Origin of the sequence: Agrobacterium sp. O3.4, assembly GCF_041414895.1 — a bacterium.
Lineage (GTDB): Bacteria > Pseudomonadota > Alphaproteobacteria > Rhizobiales > Rhizobiaceae > Agrobacterium > Agrobacterium cucumeris.
The window spans coordinates 2,420,327-2,437,916 of record NZ_JALPZP010000001.1 but is presented as its reverse complement, the minus strand read 5'-3'; the positions used below and the strand labels follow the sequence as shown (position 1 = coordinate 2,437,916).

The following is a 17,590-nucleotide window of genomic DNA, read 5'->3' as shown; positions in this document are numbered from 1 at the left end:
GCGTTTCCGTCTAAGGACGCACAGGCGAAGCCTATTTGCGCTTGAGAATATTCTTGAGTTTGTCCAGGCCGCCGCGTTTGCTTTTGCGCAGCACGGTACGGCCGGTAATCGTATGGGCGATCTGTGAGAAAGTTTCCGCGATCTGGGATTTTTCATCCATCTCGCTGATCATGCGACCACTGTTGGCGGCATTTCCAAACAGCAGGGTATCGAACGGAATGATCGCAATCGGCTCGATTTCCAATGGCTCGAGGAAGTCCGCCGGCGCGATTTCCGGACGTTTCGGCATGCCCACCTGATTAAGAATGAGGTGCGGTAACTTGTCGTTCGGTCGCAGTTTTATCAGCGCATCGAACAGGTTCTTCGTATTACGCAGATTTGCGAGATCGGGAACCGCCGTAATCACCACCTCATCGGCTTCCGCAAGGACTGCCCGCGTCCAGTCGCACCATTGGTGGGGAAGATCGAGGACCGCAACAGGGGCGCTACGCTGCAGAACCTCGAGAATTGGGAGAAAAGCCTGACGATCGAGATCATATGTTCTGTCGAGAAGCGACGGCGCCGCCAGGAGCGACAGATGGTCGGAGCATTTCGTCAAAAGACGGTCGAGAAACACCTCGTCCAGCCGTTCCGGTGAAAACACGGCTTCCGCCATGCCTTGGGCAGGGTCCTGATCAAAATCGATATTGGCCGTGCCATAGGCAAGGTCCATGTCGGCCAGGATGGTTTCGGTGGAAAACAGCGTGGATATGCCGAAGGCGCAATTATGCGCGATCGTCGAGGAGCCCACTCCGCCTTTGGCGCCGATGAAGGCAATGTTGCGGCCGAGCGGTTCCGCCTCCGGATCGACGAAGATCGTCGCGATCGAGGCTAGCAGATCGGCCATGCTGACCGGGGCGACAAGATATTCGGAAATGCCGTTACGGATGAGATCGCGATAAAGCGTTATGTCATTGTGTCGGCCGATGATGATGACACGGGTGGTGGGGTCGCAAACCTCCGCCAGCGGAGCGAGATCATCCAGCAGGGAAGCGGGTGCGCTTGCCGTCTCCAGAATGATGAGATTGGGCGTGGGCGAAGCGGAGAACATCGTGGCTGCCGCGTTGATGTCGCCCTTGGTCACCCGAAGGGTCACCTTGCTCATGCGTCTGTCGCCGGACAATGCGTCCATGACGCCCTGCATATTGTCGCTGACACAGAAGGCATGGACGGAAATGCGGGGCAGGGGCCGCAGGCGATCCATATCCCCGGCGCGAACGGGCGCTTCGGCGTCTGTGCCACCGCTTGATTTGATATCGTATTCTACAGCGCTCATCGTCTATCCTGCCGTAACAAATGGTGGAACCGCATCAGTCCGTCGCAGCCGTCGTGCTCTTGCCGCGATAGGAGTCAATGACCACGGCGCGACGCTCGGCATCGATCGGACTCATGCCCCGCGGGCCGACCAGATCCATTGGATTGGCAACCTGCGCGGCGAGATTGCTCTGCGAAGCGCATCCGAAATTGTACCAGTTCTTGTTGGCGAAGGTGTTGTCCGAAAGGTCTTCGGGCCACTGGCCGCATTGCCCGGTCATGGCGGTAACAGCGACATAACTCAGGCGGATGGGGGCGGCATCGCCGTTGGGGGATGCCGCATAACGTGTTTCCATGATTTTGCCCGAAGGGACGCCAGCGCCGGAAAGCGTTGAACGGATCTGCTTTGCCATTCTGGAGGCCGCTGCCGAATTGGCTGATCCCGACGGCGTCTGAATATTGATGATGCCGGTCGACATGGATGCGTAATTCTGGGCGAAACCACGAACGTTATCCGCCACTGCGGTGGTCAAGCGGCTGTCGCCCGCTGAAACCGGAATATCCAGCGAGTGCTCCGCTTCCGAAAGGGTGATCGGATGACGTGTGCGATAATCATCGGGAATGGCATTGGTTGTTAGCGGATCGCGTGCGCAGCCTTGCAGCAGGCCAGCGACGAGCGCAACCATGGAGACGAGACCGGCCCGTCTGAGGGAAGAAGAAGAGGTTATTTCCGGCATGACGTTCCCTGCCCTTATCGGGCTTGCTCTGAAGAGGAGATTTCGTGCGCGTGTCGTCATTTGTAGATGAACCCCACTGATCCCTGATAGGGCGCTGCCTGAACCTGGTCTTTCCGGCCATAGACCTTGTTGACGCGGTTCATGAAATACATGGCGGCATCGTTTTCCGGGTTGAAGTTGTCATCCGGGCGGGCGATCTGGTTGCGCGCAACGGGCCGCACCAGATAGGGCGTGGCGATGATGACCAGCTCCGTCTCGTTGCGGATAAAGTCCTTGCTGCGGAAAAGCGTGCCGAAAATCGGGATTTTCGACATGCCCGGAAGTCCGGACATGGCCTGACGGACATTGTCCTGAACAAGCCCTGCGATCACGATCGATCCGCCGGACGGAAGCTCGACGGTTGTGGAGGTTTCGCGCTTGCGGACTGACATATAGGTCGAGCCGGGAATGTTGCCGCCCGAATTTCCCGTCACCACGTTGCCTTCATATGTCGGCTCGGAAACATTGGTCTCGATCTTAAGGCTGATACGCCCTGGCGAAAGTACAACGGGCTTGAAGTTCAACGTGATGCCGTAGTCAACCGTATCTGTTGTACGTGTTATGGTCTGCTGGCCGGTTTCCTTGTCAACGGATACTTCTTGCTCTGCGGCCAGACGGAAATCTCCACCCACATAGAACTTGGCCTGTTCACCTGAGATGGCGGTGAGGCTAGGTTCGGCCAGAGTGCGCACGACGCCAGCCTGCTCCATGGCATTGAGGTAGCTGGCAAAGTTCATCGAGCCGGAACCGATCGAGCCACTGGCTATTCGCGAGGCAGTGCTGATTGCATTTCCAAGATTGGACGGATTTGAGAACGAAAAGCCGTTATTGCTTGTGGAGCTGCCAATGGAGCCGTTGAAGCCGAGCTGTTTCAGCACCTGCCGGCTGACTTCGGCGACAGTCACCTTCAGTGTTACCTGATCCTCGCCCTCGATCGTCAACATGTTGACGATTTGCGATACTTGGCGTCTTTCCGCAAAAATCGCTGCATCGCCGCCATTGTCACCGCCGGTGAGTGATATATTGCGCGTGGTGGCTTCCCCGCCCTTTAGAAACGCGTCGGCGAGCTGCACGGCACGCGCAGAATCCTGCGGTGTGCGCACAGAGCCGGTGAGAACGATGTTGTCCGAAACGATTTCCACCTTGATATCCGACTCGGGAATAAAGCGGCGGATATTGGCCTCGAGGCCGGAGATGTCGCGCTCTACTTCGAGATCGAGGCTGACGATTTCGCGACCGCCCTCGCCGAAAATGAAGATATTTGTCTGTCCCACCGTTTTTCCGAAGAGATAAATACGGCGAGAAGTGCGTGTTACGGCATCGGCAAGGCTTGGATCCGCAACGAGAATGTCGTGCGCATCCTCAGGCAGATCAATCACCAATGCCTTGTTGAGGCCGAGCTTAAGACGTTTGCGGATGCCGGATCCGCTCTCGGTAATCCGAACGATACTTGCGCTTTGTGCCGCGGCTTCGCCAAGGCGCAGAAATTCAGGCGAATGCGGGCCTGGAATGCCTGAAAAAGCCACGCAGAAAGCAAGTCCGCCCAGCATCGATGAACGCAGGTGTCTTTTAACACGCTTTGCTATGAACTCCCCGGTCATTGTGATGCTCCTTGACTGCCCTTGACGATCGACCCGGACTTGATCACCTGAATTTCCGGCTGGCCGGAGCCGCCGTTGAGAAGATAGCCCGCTGAAAGCGTATCGTTTTCCTGCGCGTCGGCGATTGAGCGCAACGCGAGAGTAAGGCGATCCGCCATCTGCTGCGCCACCGTTATGATTTTTGCCTGTTCTGGGGTCAGCTCCAGAGTTGCAGTTGCACCGACGACGGCGGAGATGCCGTCTTCGCCTTCCTTGATCTGCTGGTCGATTGCCAGAACCCGGACATTGTTCAAAACGTTCTCGGTCAGGAAGTTGCCGTTATCGCCCTTGCGAACCATGATGACATCGACGCGGTCATTCGGCAGTACGAAACCGCCAGCACCGGTTGAGACGGAAATTTCCGTAGCCACGGCGCGTTTGCCCGCCGGCAGAAGTGAAGACATGATGCGGGTGCTGGAATCGACGACCTTTTCCGGCCGCACCGGTTCGCCCTCAAACAGGGGCAACCGCACGACGGCACCGGTGAGTTCGGTGATCGCGTTCGGATTTTTTGTTTCGGTTATGAAGTTATCGACGACATTGCCCTGCGGCCAGGGTGTCCAGCGCATCGAACTATCGTTCAGGCGGCTACCGACAGGCAAGTTGACTGAGGAAACGAGAACATTGACCGTCGGTTCCTTCTGGATGATCGTTTCCGCTTTTTCGATGACCTGCTTTGCGCCGGAAATCTGCATGGCGACGAGACCGGCAAGACCGGCGGCGACCAGGGCAACGGATAGAATAACGATACGCGACGGTTTCATGCTCGATCCTTGAGGGAATCAGGTTGTTCTCCCCTCAGGATGGCGCGTGATTGGTATAATTATGGTTAATATTATGCTTGGATTTGTGGTTAACGGGACTTTAATCCGCCAGCGCTGTAACTTGTTCAGGAAAGACTGGCGATGGCGGCTTTTACAAGCGGCGCGTCACCGTAAGTCAAAAGGCCGGCAATGGCGATGCCGATGCCATAGGGGATTTTTTTCGCCACCATCAGGGAATCCGGGATGGGAATGCCGATTGCCATGATTTCTTGCGATCGTGACCGCAAAAGCAGGATGCCAAGCGTTAATACGCCACCAATGAAAGTGACTCCAAGCAAGAATTCTATGAGCGAAGAATTGAATCCATACCAGACCGTAGCCGCGGTCAACAGCTTGGCGTCCCCACCACCCATCACATTTGCGGCAAAGAGCGCAAAACAGGCGAAAAAAACGGCGGCCGCTGCGGCAATGCTCATCGCGAAAGTCTGCCATTCCATGCCGGTAAACGGTGCAACGACAAAAAAGCAAACTAGCAAGATAAGCGGTATTCTGTTGGGTATGGTCATGCTGAATAGATCGTTCAGCGCAGCGAAAGCAAGGCACAAAGGCAAAGTCAGAAAAATTGCTGCTACGACCATTGGATCAATCCTACAGAGGATTTGGCAAACGAGTGACAACAACGCATGGAGGTTGCCTAAAAATAGCGAGATGGCCGCCCTTTTTAGGGGCGACCATCCATGAAATGATGCGGAAATTATTTTCCAGATGCAGTGGAAGCCGCCGTCATCTTCGTGCCAATGTTTGTGAACAGCGTACCGATCTTGCTGCCGACAGTCGTGGCACCGCCAACGATTGCAACAGAAATAAGCGCGGCGATCAGGCCGTATTCAATTGCCGTGGCGCCGGATTCGTCCTTGAGGAAACGAGCGAAAATCTTGGTCATGAGTATCTCCTAACTCTTGTTTGGTTCAGCACGCCGACAACTGTTTTCCGTTGTTCGGTTGCGTTCAAACTACAGCCGAGCGATTTCCAACCACTTAAAAAAAATCCTTAATCCAAAGTAAATGGCATGATGAGTTTCTCTTGGTAAACAAAGATAAAAAGTATTGCGCGTATTTTTATATTTGCTGATAAACAAATATATTCCGGCGCAAGGGATTTCCCATTTTTGGAAAGCGACTCCCTCGATGGGACATATATGTTCAATTTTGATGCGAGCCGGTGGAGGCGGAAAAAGACTTCAGCTGCGCATGGTTACTGCCTGCATCGTGCATTTTCGCCATTTAACGCTTCATTCACTAAAACCGCGCATTCTGCGACGCAGTAAAGTGCGGGTAATGAACAAGGGCCAAACGCGTGTCATCCGGAAAACTGGCGAAAATTGTGGTCGGCTTGTCCGTCATTATGGGAGGCTCGTCGCAATCTGTTTTCGCCCAAGAAGACATATTGCGCGTTTCGATGAACCACGCCCGTGTTCTCCGTCTCGATCGTCCTGTCAGCAAGGTTATTGTTGGTAATTCGAAAGTTGCCGATGCCACGGTCGCCGATGCCACGACCATTGTGCTGACCGGCCGCAGCTTCGGTACGACAAATCTCGTGCTTCTTGATGCCGATGGCAATCCGATCGTCGATGAGCGCATTCTCGTCTCCATCGATGAAGGCAATACAGTTCGCGTTTTCCGCCAGACGGAACGAACCGTGCTATCCTGCACGCCGAATTGCGAACAACATTCGCAAAACAGTGGCGACAAAGACTCTCAGCCGTAAGCTCGGCGAGGCCAGACGAGGCTTTCACATATAATGATTTCGCATGAAGAAGCGGCGGGCATTTTGTCGGCGTGACAAATGTTGCGTTCGCGCAGGTGGCAATCGTTTTTTGGGGGAAACGGGACCAGGAGTTTGATCAGATCGAAAAAACACAACATGCGCCCCTGCGTTTCGCGGGAGGCCTACATGTTGCTGTTTTTTCGTCTAAGTCATTGATCTGGCTAAGATCAAAAAAGGAATGGTGCCCAGAAGAGGACTCGAACCTCCACACCCTTTCGAGTACCAGCACCTGAAGCTGGCGCGTCTACCAATTCCGCCATCTGGGCGACGGAGAGCGATGTACGAGGGCAGCCGCCCGGTGTCAACAGACTTTTTGAACTTTTATGACGATCATTGATTTTAAAGGGAAAAAACTTGGTTGGTGGCTGTTGAAACATGTCGCCGGGTCAGGTGTCGAGCCCGTCATGCTTCGTTCTGTCCACATGGCCGAGGTCGCGGTCCGGATCAATGATATCGCGGATTCTCTGCTTGAGCTCTTTTGGGCCGGGAAAACCGCCATCGCGTTTGCGTTCCCATATGGTGGCGTCGTCCACGGTGATCTCGAACAGACCGCCGGTCGAGGGGATGAGGCTGACTTCGCCGATATCAGAAGCGAAGGTTTGCAAGATCTCCTGCGCCATCCAGCCTGCGCGCAGCAACCAGTTGCACTGCGTGCAATAGCGGATGGTTATGCGCGGCTTGGTGTCGGTCATGGTCACGTCTCCTTCAAAGTCCGGTCACGATAATGTCAACTATAACACTCATGTTTTTACCCGGCGCGTTCTTGTTCTTATCACGGAGCTTTGCGAACAGATAAGCCATCGAAGGCTGAAACGTGGAGATCCTATGGCCCAGTTCGACAATAACCGTCAGCGTCTTTTCGTTCCCGCTGTCGCACCGCTTTACAACTCGACGCATGATCTGGTGGAGACCATTCTGCGCGTTGCGGCGGGTGTTCTTCTCGTCACCCATGGTTTCGGCAAGATCGCCAACCCTTTCGGTGCGGTCGGCATGGTGGAAAGCCTTGGCTTTTATCCCGGCGTGTTCTGGTCGCCGCTTCTTGCTGCCACAGAGTTTTTCGGCGGCATTCTGGTGGCGATCGGCCTCTTCACGCGGCCTGCCTCTTTTGCGGCCATGATCGTCCTGTTGGTAACGGTCTATTTTCACGGCATCGTAAAGGCGGAAGGTCTGGCTGGTGCAGAAAAGTCGATCCTATGGGCGGCTATCTTCCTGTTCTTCGCCGTTCGTGGTGGTAACCGGCATTCCGTCGACGCAAAAATGTCCCGGGAATTCTAAGGTTCCGTCGGCGGGGTTTTCAATATTGCCCCGCCACCCTTCATGCCTCTTGAAAATCCGTTTTTCTCATGGTGAAGCTTGAATTTGACAGGCGAATGCGTCGTTTGAATTTTCAGCACCATCGAGAGGCCGTATGCGCGTTGCAATCATCGAAAACATGGCGGGCACGCCGCACGGACAGCTCGGGGTTGCGTTGGAAGAGGCGGGTTCGGACTTGCGTGTCATCCGCGCCTATGCGGGCGAGCCTCTTCCCACGGGTGCCGGTGAACATGATGCGCTCATCGTTCTCGGCGGTGAGCAGAACGCCCTCGATGACGCGCTTTATCCCTACCTTCCAGACCTTGCGCTTTTGATGAAAGCCTTTGGCGATGCCGATAAGGCCGTGATGGGTGTGTGCCTTGGCAGCCAGTTGCTGGCGCGCGCTTATGGGGGAGAAAATATTCTCTCCGGCCCGCCTGAATTCGGTTGGGAAGATGTATCGCTGACGGAAGACGGTGTATCCGATCCGCTATTGGCGGGGCTGGATGAAATATTCCCCATCTTTCAGTGGCACCGCGATACGTTCACGCTTCCGCCGGGCGCAATACGGCTGGCAACCAATGAAGCGACGCGAAATCAGGCCTTCCGTCTAGGCCGGGCGGTTTATGGCACCCAGTTCCATTTCGAAGCATCCACCGCTGTGGTGGACAGATGGTGTGAGGCCTTCCCGGCATCGGTCGAAAAAATGGCGCCCGGCTGGCTGGAAAAATACAGCGACCATCGCGGCAGGCGCGCAGATATGGCCGATGCAGCAGGTCTGGAAATTGCGCGTGCCTGGGTGCGGCTCATTTAAGCGGATTATTTTCGTTGTTAACGTGACCAGGAGCGATCAGGGTCGTGGTCGTTTCACCATCATCAGCAAGGAGGTGTGAAGAGCATGTATAAATTTGAGATTTATCAGGACAAGGCTGGCGAATATCGTTTTCGCTTCAAGGCATCCAACGGCGAAACGATGTTTTCTTCGGAAGGGTACAAGGCCAAGGCCTCGGCCGTCCATGCGATCGAGTCGATCAAGAAAAATTCTCCCGGTGCCGATACCGTCGATCTGACCACCATGACGGCCTGATCCTTGCCGCCCTGTGAGAACTCGAAGCATGTTGCCTGCCAGAAATGACAGGCGCATTGGCAGGTGCCGGCGTAAAGATAAGATTCAGTCTTTTTTGATAATCTTCCGTTAGCAATTGTATTTCGAGGTCTCCGGGCGGCGTTTGAGTGCCCCCGATTTGTTTTGCGTACGGGTTCTCATGCGATCATCGGCTGTGCCAGCACTTTTCTTCGGTTGCCTTTTGTTAGGTGGCTGCACCAGTTCCGGGCCGGAAAGCCTGGTGGCTGGCCTGCCTTCGAAGGAGACGACGAGTTCGGTCACGCCTTCGGCACCCGTGCCGCAGGCAAGTGTTGGCACGCAGGCCATCACCGCCCAGCCACGGCAGGAAGTGCTGGCATGGGGCGGGCCGGTGCCTGAAGAGCCCAAGGCCTTTTCCGCCGTCACTCCAAAAGCCTCCCTGCTTCAGAATGCGCCTGAAATCGGCTTGCCAACGCCATCGCAGGCGGGAATGGTGCGGCCGACGGAACGCCCGATGGTTCGCGAAATGGAGCGCCCGGTGCAATTGGCCATGGCCGCCGCCCCGGCAGCGGGTGCCGGCGCACAAATCCGCTCGCGTATTTTCCGCTCCAGTTTCAGCGATGCCAAGCCAATCAATTTCGGCCGCGTTCAGCCGCGCCATTTTCAGGTCCACGGTGTGGATGTCTCCCGCTGGCAGGCAAATATAAACTGGCCGCAGCTGCGCACACGTGGCGCCAATTTCGCTTTCATCAAGGCGACGGATGGTGGTGATCATCTTGACCCGATGTTCCGCACCAACTGGCAGCGCGCGAAGGAGGCAGGCATCCGCCGCGGCGCCTATCACTTCTTTTATTGGTGCCGCTCGGCCAGCGAGCAGGCGGACTGGTTCATTCGCAACGTGCCGCGCGATCCCGATGCGCTGCCGCCTGTCATTGACGTGGAATATAACGGCGAGTCGAGCTGCAAGATGCGCCATTCCCGTGAGCGCGTGCTGGAAAAGATGCGCGTCTTCATGACCAAGCTTGAGCGCCATTACGGACAGCGGCCGATCATTTATACGGCACCTGATTTCTATAAAGACAATCTCACCGGCGAATTCCAGGACTATCCCTTCTGGCTGCGCGCCGTCGCCCAGCATCCGTCCGTGGTCTATCCCGGACGTAAGTGGCTGTTCTGGCAATATTCCGGCTCTGGCCTGTCGCACGGTGTCGATGGCCGAATCGATCTCAATGTCTTCAACGGCAGCGAAGACGCATGGCATCGCTGGATCGACCGCCGTTCAAGCTGATCCGGGCGGGTGTCAGCGCGCGAATTTTCTGGCACCCGCAACGCAAAGCACTACGACAAGCGTAACCCCCATCATGGCAGGGCTCACCTCTTCATGCAGCAGCGTTGCTGAAAGCACCAGCCCGAAGAACGGCTGCAGCAATTGCAGCTGGCCCACAGCGGCAATACCGCCGAGCGCCAGTCCGCGATACCAGAAGATGAAGCCGATCAACATGCTGAACAGCGACACATAGGCAAGGCCGCCCCAAGCCTGCGGATCGATGCCGGCAAGTGTTTCCGGTCCTGTGAAAAAGGCAAGCGGCAGCATCACCGGCAGCGAGAGAACGAGTGCCCAGGAGATGACCTGCCAGCCGCCCAGCTTCCGCGACAGCGCCGCGCCCTCGGCGTAACCCAACCCGCAGACGATGATCGCGCCCAGCATCAGGAGATCGCCGGCAAGCGAAGCCCCAACTCCTGCTGAAAGCGAGTTCGACAGTGAAAAACCTGCCACGAGAGCACTGCCCAGACAGGAAAACAGCCAGAAGGCCGGACGGGGACGTTCACCACCGCGCAACACCGCGAAGACGGCAGTTGCGAGCGGCAATAGCCCGACGAAGACGATGGAATGCGCTGATGTCACGTGACGCAGCGCCAGCGCCGTCAAAAGCGGAAAACCCACCACCACACCGAACGAGACGATGAAAAGCGATGTCATATCGTTCCGCGCCGGGCGTTTTTGCTGGAACAGCAACAGCAGGGCGAGTGCCAGAATGCCGGCAATGCTGGCGCGGGCAACAGTCAGGAACACCGGATCGAAATCGGTCACCGCAATACGTGTGGCCGGCAGTGAACCGCTGAATATCACCACGCCGATAAGGCCGTTCAGCCAGCCGCTTGTCGTCTTGTCCATTGTCATCTCCTGCATTTAGCTTTCTTGATCCGGAACGGCTGGCAGGAACAGCAACAGTCGTGTACAATTTCAAGAAACTGTTATGGTTGATGCCCCAGTACGGATGGAGAGCGGTTTGAACGAGCAGGTTGTTCCCGTCACGCGCATTGAGCCCGGAACAGGCATGCAGCCCGGAACACGCATAGAAAAAGTAATGGCGAGCATCCGCCAGCGCATCGCCGCGCGCAACCTGGTGCCGGGCGCACGTTTGCCTTCGGTGCGGGCGCTGGCAAAGGCGATGCAGGTTTCCACCTCCACCGTCGTCGAAGCCTATGACCGCCTGGTGGCTGATGGCACGATAGGTTCGCGTCCCGGCTCCGGGTTTTTTGTGGCGGGTCCGCTTGCGCCGTTATCTCTGGCCGATATCGAGCCGCGGCTGGATAGGGCGGTGGATCCCCTGTGGGTGTCGCGGCAGGCGCTGGATGAGGCCTCCGTCCTTGCCAAGCCCGGCTGCGGCTGGCTTCCCGCGTCATGGATGCCGGAGGAGGCGCTGCGGCGGGCGATGCGGGGGCTTGCTCGTGCGGATACTGCCCTGCTGACGGATTATGCGAGCCCAATGGGGCTGCTGCAACTTCGCCAGCTTCTGTCGCGCAGGCTTGCCGAACACGGCGTACAGGCGGGCGCCGGCCAGATCATGCTCACCGACTCCGGTACGCAGGCGATCGATCTTCTCTGCCGTTTCCTGCTGCAGCCGGGGGATGCGGTGATTGTCGACGATCCCTGTTATTTCAATTTCCATGCGCTGCTGCGCGCGCACCGCGTCAGGGTCATCGGCGTGCCCTACACGCCAACCGGGCCGGACCTGCCGTTGTTCGAGCAGGCGTCGAAAGAACACCAGCCACGTCTTTATATTACCAATTCCGCGATCCATAATCCGACCAGCGCCAGACTTTCCGCCGTTACCGCCCATCGGCTGTTGATGCTCGCCGAACAGGCGGGGCTGACCATCATCGAGGATGATATTTTTGCCGATTTCGAAACACAGGCGGCACCGCGGCTGGCTGCTTTTGATGGTCTTAACCGTGTTGTCCAGATCGGCAGCTTTTCAAAAACCCTGTCGGCTTCCGTGCGGTGCGGTTTCATCGCGGCACCTCTGGCATGGGTGGAAGCGCTGACCGATCTCAAGATCGCCACCGCTTTCGGTGGAGCGCATTTTTCTGCGGCGCTGGTACTGTCGCTTTTGACGGATGGCAGTTACCGCAAGCATGTCGAGGCGCTTCGACTGCGCCTTGCGGCCGTGATGCCGCAGGCGGCGGCACGTCTGAAGTCGATTGGATGTGTGCCCTGGATCGAGCCGCAGGCGGGCATGTTTTTATGGTGCCGTCTGCCGGACGGAGTGGATGCGGGCGATGTGGCGCGCCGCGCGCTTGCGCAGCAGGTGGTTCTGGCACCCGGCAACGTCTTCAGTTCCTCGCAGAATGCATCCAGTTTCATGCGTTTCAATGTATCGCAAATGGGCAGTCCGCAGACCATGACGGTGCTGGAGGATGCGCTCCGGGAGGCGGCCGATCACCGCCTGCCCTGAAGGCATGGGGATGAATCGGAACAAAATCGCGTGAACACCGTTTTCTCCGCAGAGTGAAGAGGAGAAATACCATGACATTCGATCCCAACAACCCGCGCCCGGACCGCGATCTTCGTCCGGAACTGAATATCAGCAATGAGCCGACTGCCCGGACCTCGTCGTCCTGGGTACCGTGGCTGGCGATCATCGTCGTTGTACTGGTGGGCGTTTTTGCCTGGTCGCAGATGAGCGGCCCGACCACCGATCCGGCCACGACATCGTCCACCACGCCGCCTGCGGCCACGGATCAGGCACCGGCACCCATGGCGCCGACTGCCCCGGCAACGCCGCCGGCAAATAACACGGCCCCGGCAAGCCCGAATACGGGTGGCACTCAGACCCAGCCGTAATGGGCTGACTGACATGATAAGACCGTCTGCCTTCGGGCAGGCGGTTTTTTCGTGGGTGCAATCAGCTTTCGCGTTTAGAGCTGCTCCATCGCCGATGGGCTATTGGACACCTTGGACCAGCGGGCGATCGATTCTTTCGCCAGCGCTGCAAGCGTTATGCTCCCAAAGCGGGACAGGAGGATGGTTTCCGCCTCTTTCATCGCGTCAAAAAGGGCCTCATTGACCGCCTGTTCTATAACGCAGTTCGGATTGTCGCCCGCCAGACCGATGGAAAACAGCTCCGGTGCGCCGAGCGCCCGGTAAATATCCAGCAGGGTGATCTCGCTGAGCGGTCGCGCCAGGACCCAGCCGCCGCCATGGCCTTTTTCCGATGAGACATAACCATGCTCCCGCAGGCCCGCCATGGTTCTGCGCACCACCACAGGATTGGTCTGCAGCATGGCCGCGATGCTTTCAGAGGTCGCCGCTCTCTCGTGTTTTTCCATATGGATCAGAATATGCAGCACCCTTGAAAGGCGCGTGTCGTGTCTCATTGCGTAAGCCCATTTGTTTTTCGCCACGCTATCAGTTCCGAAGTGACGTAACAATATAAGTTGCGTGACCCTTGACTCGAAAAATCACGTAACAATATAAGTATCGTGAAAATAAGCGGGCGCTTCCTGCCCGGTCTTGAACGATAGGTGCATCATGAAATTCGACGTCATCGTCATCGGCGGCAGCTATGCCGGTCTATCCGCCGCCCTGCAGCTGGGCCGCGCCAGAAAGAACGTTCTTGTTGTGGATGCGGGTAAAAGAAGGAACCGTTTTGCCAGCCATTCCCATGGGTTTCTTGGACAGGATGGCAAGGCACCGGGCGAGATCGTCGCCGAAGCGCGACGTCAGATCGAGCGTTACCAGACGATAGCGTGGGCAGAGGGTAGCGTGACCGGCGCCGAGGGGTCTTTTGGCGATTTCGCCATTGAGATTGACGGTCATCGCCGCGAAAATGCGGCCCGGCTGATACTTGCCATGGGCGTTACCGATCAGCTGCCTGACATAGCCGGGCTGAAAGAGCGCTGGGGCTCTTCGGTCTTTCATTGCCCTTATTGCCATGGCTACGAACTCGATCAGGGAAAAATCGGCGTCATTGCCGCTTCACCCATGGCTATTCATCACGCCCTGATGCTGCCGGACTGGGGTGAGACGACTTTCTTTACCAATGGCATGTTCGTGCCGGATGAGGATCAGGCCGCACTTCTGTCTGCCCGTGGTGTCCGGGTGGAAAAAGACCCTATCGCGGAAATTGCCGGACATGCGGATGTCGTTCTGGCCGACGGCCGCAGCATTGCGCTGGCCGGTCTTTTCACTCAGCCGAAATTGCAGATCACCTCGGAATGGATCGGGAAACTCGGTTGCTCCGTGGAGGAGGGGCCTATGGGATCGAGCATCGTGACTGATGCCATGAAACAGACCACGGTCCGCGGCGTCTTTGCCTGCGGTGATGTCGCAAGGCCGGCAGGCTCGGTCGCCCTTGCGGTGGGCGATGGTGCCATGGCAGGTGCTGCGGCGCACCGGTCGATCCTGTTTCCGGAATGATCAGCTGGAGGTGAGGCTAAGCCAGCGTCCGGGCGGCATGCCGAAGGCGTTCTTGAAATGCCGGGTGAAATGCGCCTGATCGGCAAACCCGCAGGCAAATGCCGTTTCAGCAAGGCTGGCGCCGGCCCGCATCATCTCCTTGCATTTTTGTAGTCGCCGCATGATGAGATAACGATGCGGGCTGGTTCCCAGCAGGCCACGGAAATGCCGGAAGAGCGTAAAGCGGTCGAGCCCGCTTATTCGCTCCAACTCCTCTGCACCGACAGTGTCGGCACTGTTCTCCAGCAGATAGTCCCGACACCGCAAAACGGCGGCGTGGTCAATCCGTTTGATGGTTGTAGCGCGGCCATTTGAATGTTTGGAAAGCAGATCCGCCAGTCTTGATTGCCAGTCGGTCAGGAGCAGATTGTCCGGCTCGCTCTCGAGATTGCCGAGCGCCTCGATCAGACATTGCCGGAACGCGGCGTCCTCGATAACGGGATTTTTTGCAAAGGGCAGCGCCTGATATCCCGCCTGCGCGATTTTTTCAGGCGGGAGATAGAGCATACGGTAGCGCAGGCCTTCATCCGTGCCTGCGCCGCCATCGTGCACTTCGTCGGGATGCAGCACGATGACATTTCCCGGCATGCTGAAATGCGAGGTGCCGCGATAGGAAAAAGTCTGGACGCCGGAAAGTGTGACGCCGAGCGCGTAGGTGTCATGGCGATGCGGCGCATAAGCGTTGCCATGAAAGCGTGCTTCGATGCGTTCTATGCCCTCGCTTGCGGGCGCCTGCACGATCCCCTCGAATTTGCACGAACGTTCAAGATCGATGGTGCGCGAAGGGTCTAGGGTTGCTTCTCTTTCGTAACCACAGCCAGATTGAGTTCGCATGTTTGATACCAAGATCGCCGTCATCCTTCGTGATGACCTTGCCGTGTGGCAAAAACTGAACGTTACTGCATTTCTCATGTCCGGGATTGTCGCCCAGACCGGAGAGATCATCGGGGAACCATACCGCGATGGTGCCGGCAACGTCTACAATCCCCTGTCCATCCAGCCGATCGTTGTCATGGCCACCGATCAGGAAGCGCTCCGAAAGATCCATCAACGATCCCTCGAGCGTGATGTCACGACATCGCTCTACATTGAGGAAATGTTCGCGACCGGGCACGATGTCGCCAACCGTCAGGTATTTTCGGAGTTTTCTCCTGAGAATGCCAGGGTGGTCGGCATGGCGCTGCGGGCGGACAAGAAGATCGTCGACAAAATCACCAAGGGCGCAAAGCTGCATACCTAACCATGTTGCTTCAAACGCAAAAGGGAGGCTGTAAGCCTCCCTCCAATAGCGATGCAGTATCAGTGCTGCTTATTCGTCGTTCATCTTTAGAGCGGCGATGAATGCTTCCTGCGGAATTTCCACCTTGCCGAACTGGCGCATGCGCTTTTTGCCTTCCTTCTGTTTGTCCAGAAGTTTGCGCTTACGCGTCGCGTCGCCGCCATAACACTTCGCCGTCACGTCCTTGCGCAGCGCGCGCACGGTTTCGCGGGCGATGACCTTGCCGCCGATGGCCGCCTGGATCGGGATCTGGAACATGTGCGGCGGAATGAGTTCCTTGAGTTTCTCGCACATGCCGCGCCCGCGTCGGTCGGCCGCCGAGCGGTGCACCAGCATGGAAAGCGCATCCACCGGGTCGCCATTGACGAGGATCGACATCTTGACGAGATCGCCTTCGCGATAATCGATGATGTTGTAATCGAACGAGGCGTAACCCTTGGAGATGGATTTCAGCCGGTCGTAGAAATCGAATACCACTTCGTTGAGCGGCAGTTCATAGGTGATCATCGCGCGGTTGCCGACATAGGTCAGCTCCGTCTGCAGGCCGCGCCGGTCCTGACACAGCTTCAGGATGCCGCCGAGATATTCGTCCGGCGTCAGGATCGTCGCCTTGATCCACGGTTCGCGGATTTCCTTGATCTTCACCACATCCGGCATATCGGCCGGATTGTGAAGTTCTTTCTCGGTACCGTCAGTCAGCGTCATTTCATAGACAACCGAAGGTGCGGTGGCGACGAGATCGAGATTGAACTCGCGCTCAAGGCGTTCCTGAATGATTTCAAGATGCAGCAGGCCAAGGAAGCCGCAGCGGAAACCGAAGCCGAGAGCAGCGGACGATTCCATTTCGAAAGAGAAGGAGGCGTCGTTGAGGCGAAGCTTGCCGACAGCTGCACGCAGGTCTTCGAAGTCGGCGGCGTCGACGGGGAAGAGGCCGCAGAATACAACGGGCTGTGCCGGCTTGAAGCCGGGCAGGGCCTGCGCCGTCGGGCGCTTGTCGTCGGTGATCGTATCGCCGACGCGGGTATCGGCAACTTCCTTGATCGAGGCGGTGATGAAGCCGATCTCGCCGGGGCCGAGGCTGTCGACATTGACCATCTTCGGGGTCAGCACACCAACGCGCTCGATGCCGTATTTCGCGCCTGAACCCATCATGCGAATCTGCTGGCCCTTGCTCAGCACGCCGTCGATGACGCGTACCAGAACCATGACGCCGAGATAGGTGTCGTACCAGCTGTCGACCAGCAGTGCCTTCAGCGGTCCGTTTTCGCCAACTTCGCTCGTCGGCGGCGGCAGGCGATTGACGATGGCTTCCAGAACATCGGGAATGCCAAGGCCGGTCTTGGCCGAAATCATCACGGCGTCGGAAGCGTCGATGCCGATCACTTCCTCGATCTGCTCCTTGATGCGGTCGGGTTCGGCCGCCGGCAGATCGATCTTGTTGAGCACCGTCACCAGTTCGTGATCGTTGTCGATCGCCTGATAGACGTTGGCAAGCGTCTGGGCTTCCACACCCTGCGATGCGTCCACCACCAGCAACGAACCCTCGCAGGCCGAAAGCGAGCGGGACACTTCGTAGGCGAAGTCGACGTGGCCGGGGGTGTCGATGAGGTTCAGCACATAGGTTTCGCCGTTATTCGCCTTGTAGTGCAGGCGCACGGTCTGGGCCTTGATGGTGATACCGCGCTCGCGCTCGATATCCATCGAATCGAGAACCTGTTCCGACATGTCGCGTTCGGCAAGGCCGCCCGTCGACTGGATCAACCGGTCGGCCAGCGTCGATTTGCCATGATCGATGTGGGCAACGATCGAGAAGTTGCGGATATGGTCCAGGGGCGTGCGGGTCGAATTTGTGCTCATGCTCCGCGCTATAGCAGGGGCTTCTCATGCCGCA

The 17,590-nt window shown here is 57.4% G+C and carries 20 protein-coding genes and 1 tRNA gene; 9 read left to right on the top strand and 12 right to left on the bottom strand.

All coding sequences use genetic code 11. The annotated features are described in order from the left end of the window. Positions 1-31: 31 nt before the first annotated feature. The 6 genes from M0412_RS11910 to M0412_RS11885 all read right to left on the bottom strand — a co-directional run bounded on the left by M0412_RS11910 (position 32) and on the right by M0412_RS11885 (position 5,416). On the bottom strand, positions 32-1,315 hold the full coding sequence (locus tag M0412_RS11910) for a CpaE family protein (protein ID WP_269700372.1): 1,284 nt from the start codon (positions 1,313-1,315) through the stop codon (positions 32-34). A gap of 34 nt (positions 1,316-1,349) precedes the next feature. Beyond that, positions 1,350-2,030 (bottom strand): CpaD family pilus assembly protein, encoded by a 681-nt coding sequence (locus tag M0412_RS11905; RefSeq protein WP_269700370.1) that lies wholly within the window; start codon positions 2,028-2,030, stop codon positions 1,350-1,352. A gap of 56 nt (positions 2,031-2,086) precedes the next feature. Continuing rightward, a complete protein-coding gene (locus M0412_RS11900) occupies positions 2,087-3,670 on the bottom strand; it encodes a type II and III secretion system protein family protein (protein WP_269700368.1) in 1,584 nt (527 codons plus the stop codon). Beyond that, positions 3,667-4,473, bottom strand: coding sequence for a Flp pilus assembly protein CpaB (cpaB, locus tag M0412_RS11895; RefSeq protein ID WP_052820178.1), 807 nt, complete (start codon positions 4,471-4,473; stop codon positions 3,667-3,669). Before cpaB ends, M0412_RS11900 begins: the two co-directional genes overlap by 4 nt. A gap of 125 nt (positions 4,474-4,598) precedes the next feature. Continuing rightward, on the bottom strand, positions 4,599-5,111 hold the full coding sequence (locus M0412_RS11890) for a prepilin peptidase (RefSeq protein ID WP_142840831.1): 513 nt from the start codon (positions 5,109-5,111) through the stop codon (positions 4,599-4,601). Between the two features lie 116 nt (positions 5,112-5,227). Beyond that, positions 5,228-5,416 carry a Flp family type IVb pilin gene (locus M0412_RS11885; RefSeq protein WP_142840832.1) on the bottom strand — a complete coding sequence of 63 codons (189 nt, stop codon included), beginning with the start codon at positions 5,414-5,416 and terminating at the stop codon, positions 5,228-5,230. A 461-nt stretch (positions 5,417-5,877) separates the two neighbouring features. On the opposite strand from M0412_RS11885, the gene M0412_RS11880 reads away from it, so the two are divergent. Then, complete coding sequence (locus M0412_RS11880; protein WP_153515366.1) at positions 5,878-6,240, top strand: pilus assembly protein N-terminal domain-containing protein; 363 nt, start codon at positions 5,878-5,880, stop codon at positions 6,238-6,240. Positions 6,241-6,479: 239 nt separating this feature from the next. Here the strand turns inward: M0412_RS11880 and M0412_RS11875 are convergent. Both M0412_RS11875 and M0412_RS11870 read right to left on the bottom strand, forming a co-directional pair. After that, positions 6,480-6,566: transfer RNA gene (locus tag M0412_RS11875), tRNA-Leu, on the bottom strand. A gap of 120 nt (positions 6,567-6,686) precedes the next feature. After that, positions 6,687-6,992 carry a SelT/SelW/SelH family protein gene (locus M0412_RS11870; RefSeq protein WP_142840833.1) on the bottom strand — a complete coding sequence of 102 codons (306 nt, stop codon included), beginning with the start codon at positions 6,990-6,992 and terminating at the stop codon, positions 6,687-6,689. Positions 6,993-7,125: 133 nt separating this feature from the next. Here M0412_RS11870 and M0412_RS11865 point away from each other — a divergent pair, with 133 nt between their 5' ends. The 4 genes from M0412_RS11865 to M0412_RS11850 all read left to right on the top strand — a co-directional run bounded on the left by M0412_RS11865 (position 7,126) and on the right by M0412_RS11850 (position 9,965). Then, entirely contained in the window at positions 7,126-7,575 is a 450-nt protein-coding gene (locus tag M0412_RS11865; protein WP_142840834.1) for a DoxX family protein, read from the top strand. Between the two features lie 133 nt (positions 7,576-7,708). Next, a complete protein-coding gene (locus M0412_RS11860) occupies positions 7,709-8,407 on the top strand; it encodes a type 1 glutamine amidotransferase (RefSeq protein ID WP_269700363.1) in 699 nt (232 codons plus the stop codon). Between the two features lie 84 nt (positions 8,408-8,491). Further along, on the top strand, positions 8,492-8,680 hold the full coding sequence (locus tag M0412_RS11855; RefSeq protein ID WP_046799222.1) for a YegP family protein: 189 nt from the start codon (positions 8,492-8,494) through the stop codon (positions 8,678-8,680). A 178-nt stretch (positions 8,681-8,858) separates the two neighbouring features. Beyond that, on the top strand, positions 8,859-9,965 hold the full coding sequence (locus M0412_RS11850) for a GH25 family lysozyme (RefSeq protein ID WP_269700359.1): 1,107 nt from the start codon (positions 8,859-8,861) through the stop codon (positions 9,963-9,965). A 12-nt stretch (positions 9,966-9,977) separates the two neighbouring features. Here M0412_RS11850 and M0412_RS11845 read toward each other — a convergent pair whose 3' ends face one another. Beyond that, entirely contained in the window at positions 9,978-10,853 is an 876-nt protein-coding gene (locus M0412_RS11845) for a DMT family transporter (RefSeq protein ID WP_269700357.1), read from the bottom strand. A 163-nt stretch (positions 10,854-11,016) separates the two neighbouring features. On the opposite strand from M0412_RS11845, the gene M0412_RS11840 reads away from it, so the two are divergent. Both M0412_RS11840 and M0412_RS11835 read left to right on the top strand, forming a co-directional pair. After that, positions 11,017-12,417: a PLP-dependent aminotransferase family protein gene (locus tag M0412_RS11840; RefSeq protein ID WP_269700642.1), complete on the top strand. Its 1,401-nt coding sequence runs from the start codon at positions 11,017-11,019 to the stop codon at positions 12,415-12,417. A 71-nt stretch (positions 12,418-12,488) separates the two neighbouring features. Further along, positions 12,489-12,806, top strand: a complete 318-nt coding sequence (locus tag M0412_RS11835) for a hypothetical protein (RefSeq protein WP_142840837.1) — start codon at positions 12,489-12,491, stop codon at positions 12,804-12,806. 74 nt (positions 12,807-12,880) lie between these two features. Here M0412_RS11835 and M0412_RS11830 read toward each other — a convergent pair whose 3' ends face one another. Beyond that, positions 12,881-13,339: an Rrf2 family transcriptional regulator gene (locus tag M0412_RS11830; RefSeq protein WP_142840838.1), complete on the bottom strand. Its 459-nt coding sequence runs from the start codon at positions 13,337-13,339 to the stop codon at positions 12,881-12,883. Between the two features lie 154 nt (positions 13,340-13,493). On the opposite strand from M0412_RS11830, the gene M0412_RS11825 reads away from it, so the two are divergent. Beyond that, positions 13,494-14,381, top strand: coding sequence for an NAD(P)/FAD-dependent oxidoreductase (locus tag M0412_RS11825; RefSeq protein WP_269700354.1), 888 nt, complete (start codon positions 13,494-13,496; stop codon positions 14,379-14,381). Here the strand turns inward: M0412_RS11825 and M0412_RS11820 are convergent, their stop codons facing one another. Further along, positions 14,382-15,158 carry an AraC family transcriptional regulator gene (locus tag M0412_RS11820; RefSeq protein WP_269700640.1) on the bottom strand — a complete coding sequence of 259 codons (777 nt, stop codon included), beginning with the start codon at positions 15,156-15,158 and terminating at the stop codon, positions 14,382-14,384. A 94-nt stretch (positions 15,159-15,252) separates the two neighbouring features. Here M0412_RS11820 and M0412_RS11815 point away from each other — a divergent pair, with 94 nt between their 5' ends. Next, the gene (locus M0412_RS11815) at positions 15,253-15,660 is read left to right on the top strand and encodes a DUF2000 family protein (RefSeq protein WP_142840840.1); all 408 of its coding nucleotides are present in this window, start codon (positions 15,253-15,255) and stop codon (positions 15,658-15,660) included. Positions 15,661-15,729: 69 nt separating this feature from the next. Here the strand turns inward: M0412_RS11815 and lepA are convergent, their stop codons facing one another. Then, a complete protein-coding gene (lepA, locus tag M0412_RS11810; protein ID WP_161991328.1) occupies positions 15,730-17,568 on the bottom strand; it encodes a translation elongation factor 4 in 1,839 nt (612 codons plus the stop codon). Positions 17,569-17,590: the final 22 nt, after the last annotated feature.

What these genes read in the sequence shown, in the direction of transcription:
- M0412_RS11910 (WP_269700372.1), bottom strand. Translation starts at nt 1,315, where the DNA reads ATGAGCGCTGTAGAATACGATATCAAATCAAGCGGTGGCACAGACGCC.
- M0412_RS11905 (WP_269700370.1), bottom strand. Translation starts at nt 2,030, where the DNA reads ATGCCGGAAATAACCTCTTCTTCTTCCCTCAGACGGGCCGGTCTCGTC.
- M0412_RS11900 (WP_269700368.1), bottom strand. Translation starts at nt 3,670, where the DNA reads ATGACCGGGGAGTTCATAGCAAAGCGTGTTAAAAGACACCTGCGTTCA.
- cpaB (WP_052820178.1), bottom strand. Translation starts at nt 4,473, where the DNA reads ATGAAACCGTCGCGTATCGTTATTCTATCCGTTGCCCTGGTCGCCGCC.
- M0412_RS11890 (WP_142840831.1), bottom strand. Translation starts at nt 5,111, where the DNA reads ATGGTCGTAGCAGCAATTTTTCTGACTTTGCCTTTGTGCCTTGCTTTC.
- M0412_RS11885 (WP_142840832.1), bottom strand. Translation starts at nt 5,416, where the DNA reads ATGACCAAGATTTTCGCTCGTTTCCTCAAGGACGAATCCGGCGCCACG.
- M0412_RS11880 (WP_153515366.1), top strand. Translation starts at nt 5,878, where the DNA reads ATGGGAGGCTCGTCGCAATCTGTTTTCGCCCAAGAAGACATATTGCGC.
- M0412_RS11870 (WP_142840833.1), bottom strand. Translation starts at nt 6,992, where the DNA reads ATGACCGACACCAAGCCGCGCATAACCATCCGCTATTGCACGCAGTGC.
- M0412_RS11865 (WP_142840834.1), top strand. Translation starts at nt 7,126, where the DNA reads ATGGCCCAGTTCGACAATAACCGTCAGCGTCTTTTCGTTCCCGCTGTC.
- M0412_RS11860 (WP_269700363.1), top strand. Translation starts at nt 7,709, where the DNA reads ATGCGCGTTGCAATCATCGAAAACATGGCGGGCACGCCGCACGGACAG.
- M0412_RS11855 (WP_046799222.1), top strand. Translation starts at nt 8,492, where the DNA reads ATGTATAAATTTGAGATTTATCAGGACAAGGCTGGCGAATATCGTTTT.
- M0412_RS11850 (WP_269700359.1), top strand. Translation starts at nt 8,859, where the DNA reads ATGCGATCATCGGCTGTGCCAGCACTTTTCTTCGGTTGCCTTTTGTTA.
- M0412_RS11845 (WP_269700357.1), bottom strand. Translation starts at nt 10,853, where the DNA reads ATGGACAAGACGACAAGCGGCTGGCTGAACGGCCTTATCGGCGTGGTG.
- M0412_RS11840 (WP_269700642.1), top strand. Translation starts at nt 11,017, where the DNA reads ATGCAGCCCGGAACACGCATAGAAAAAGTAATGGCGAGCATCCGCCAG.
- M0412_RS11835 (WP_142840837.1), top strand. Translation starts at nt 12,489, where the DNA reads ATGACATTCGATCCCAACAACCCGCGCCCGGACCGCGATCTTCGTCCG.
- M0412_RS11830 (WP_142840838.1), bottom strand. Translation starts at nt 13,339, where the DNA reads ATGAGACACGACACGCGCCTTTCAAGGGTGCTGCATATTCTGATCCAT.
- M0412_RS11825 (WP_269700354.1), top strand. Translation starts at nt 13,494, where the DNA reads ATGAAATTCGACGTCATCGTCATCGGCGGCAGCTATGCCGGTCTATCC.
- M0412_RS11815 (WP_142840840.1), top strand. Translation starts at nt 15,253, where the DNA reads ATGTTTGATACCAAGATCGCCGTCATCCTTCGTGATGACCTTGCCGTG.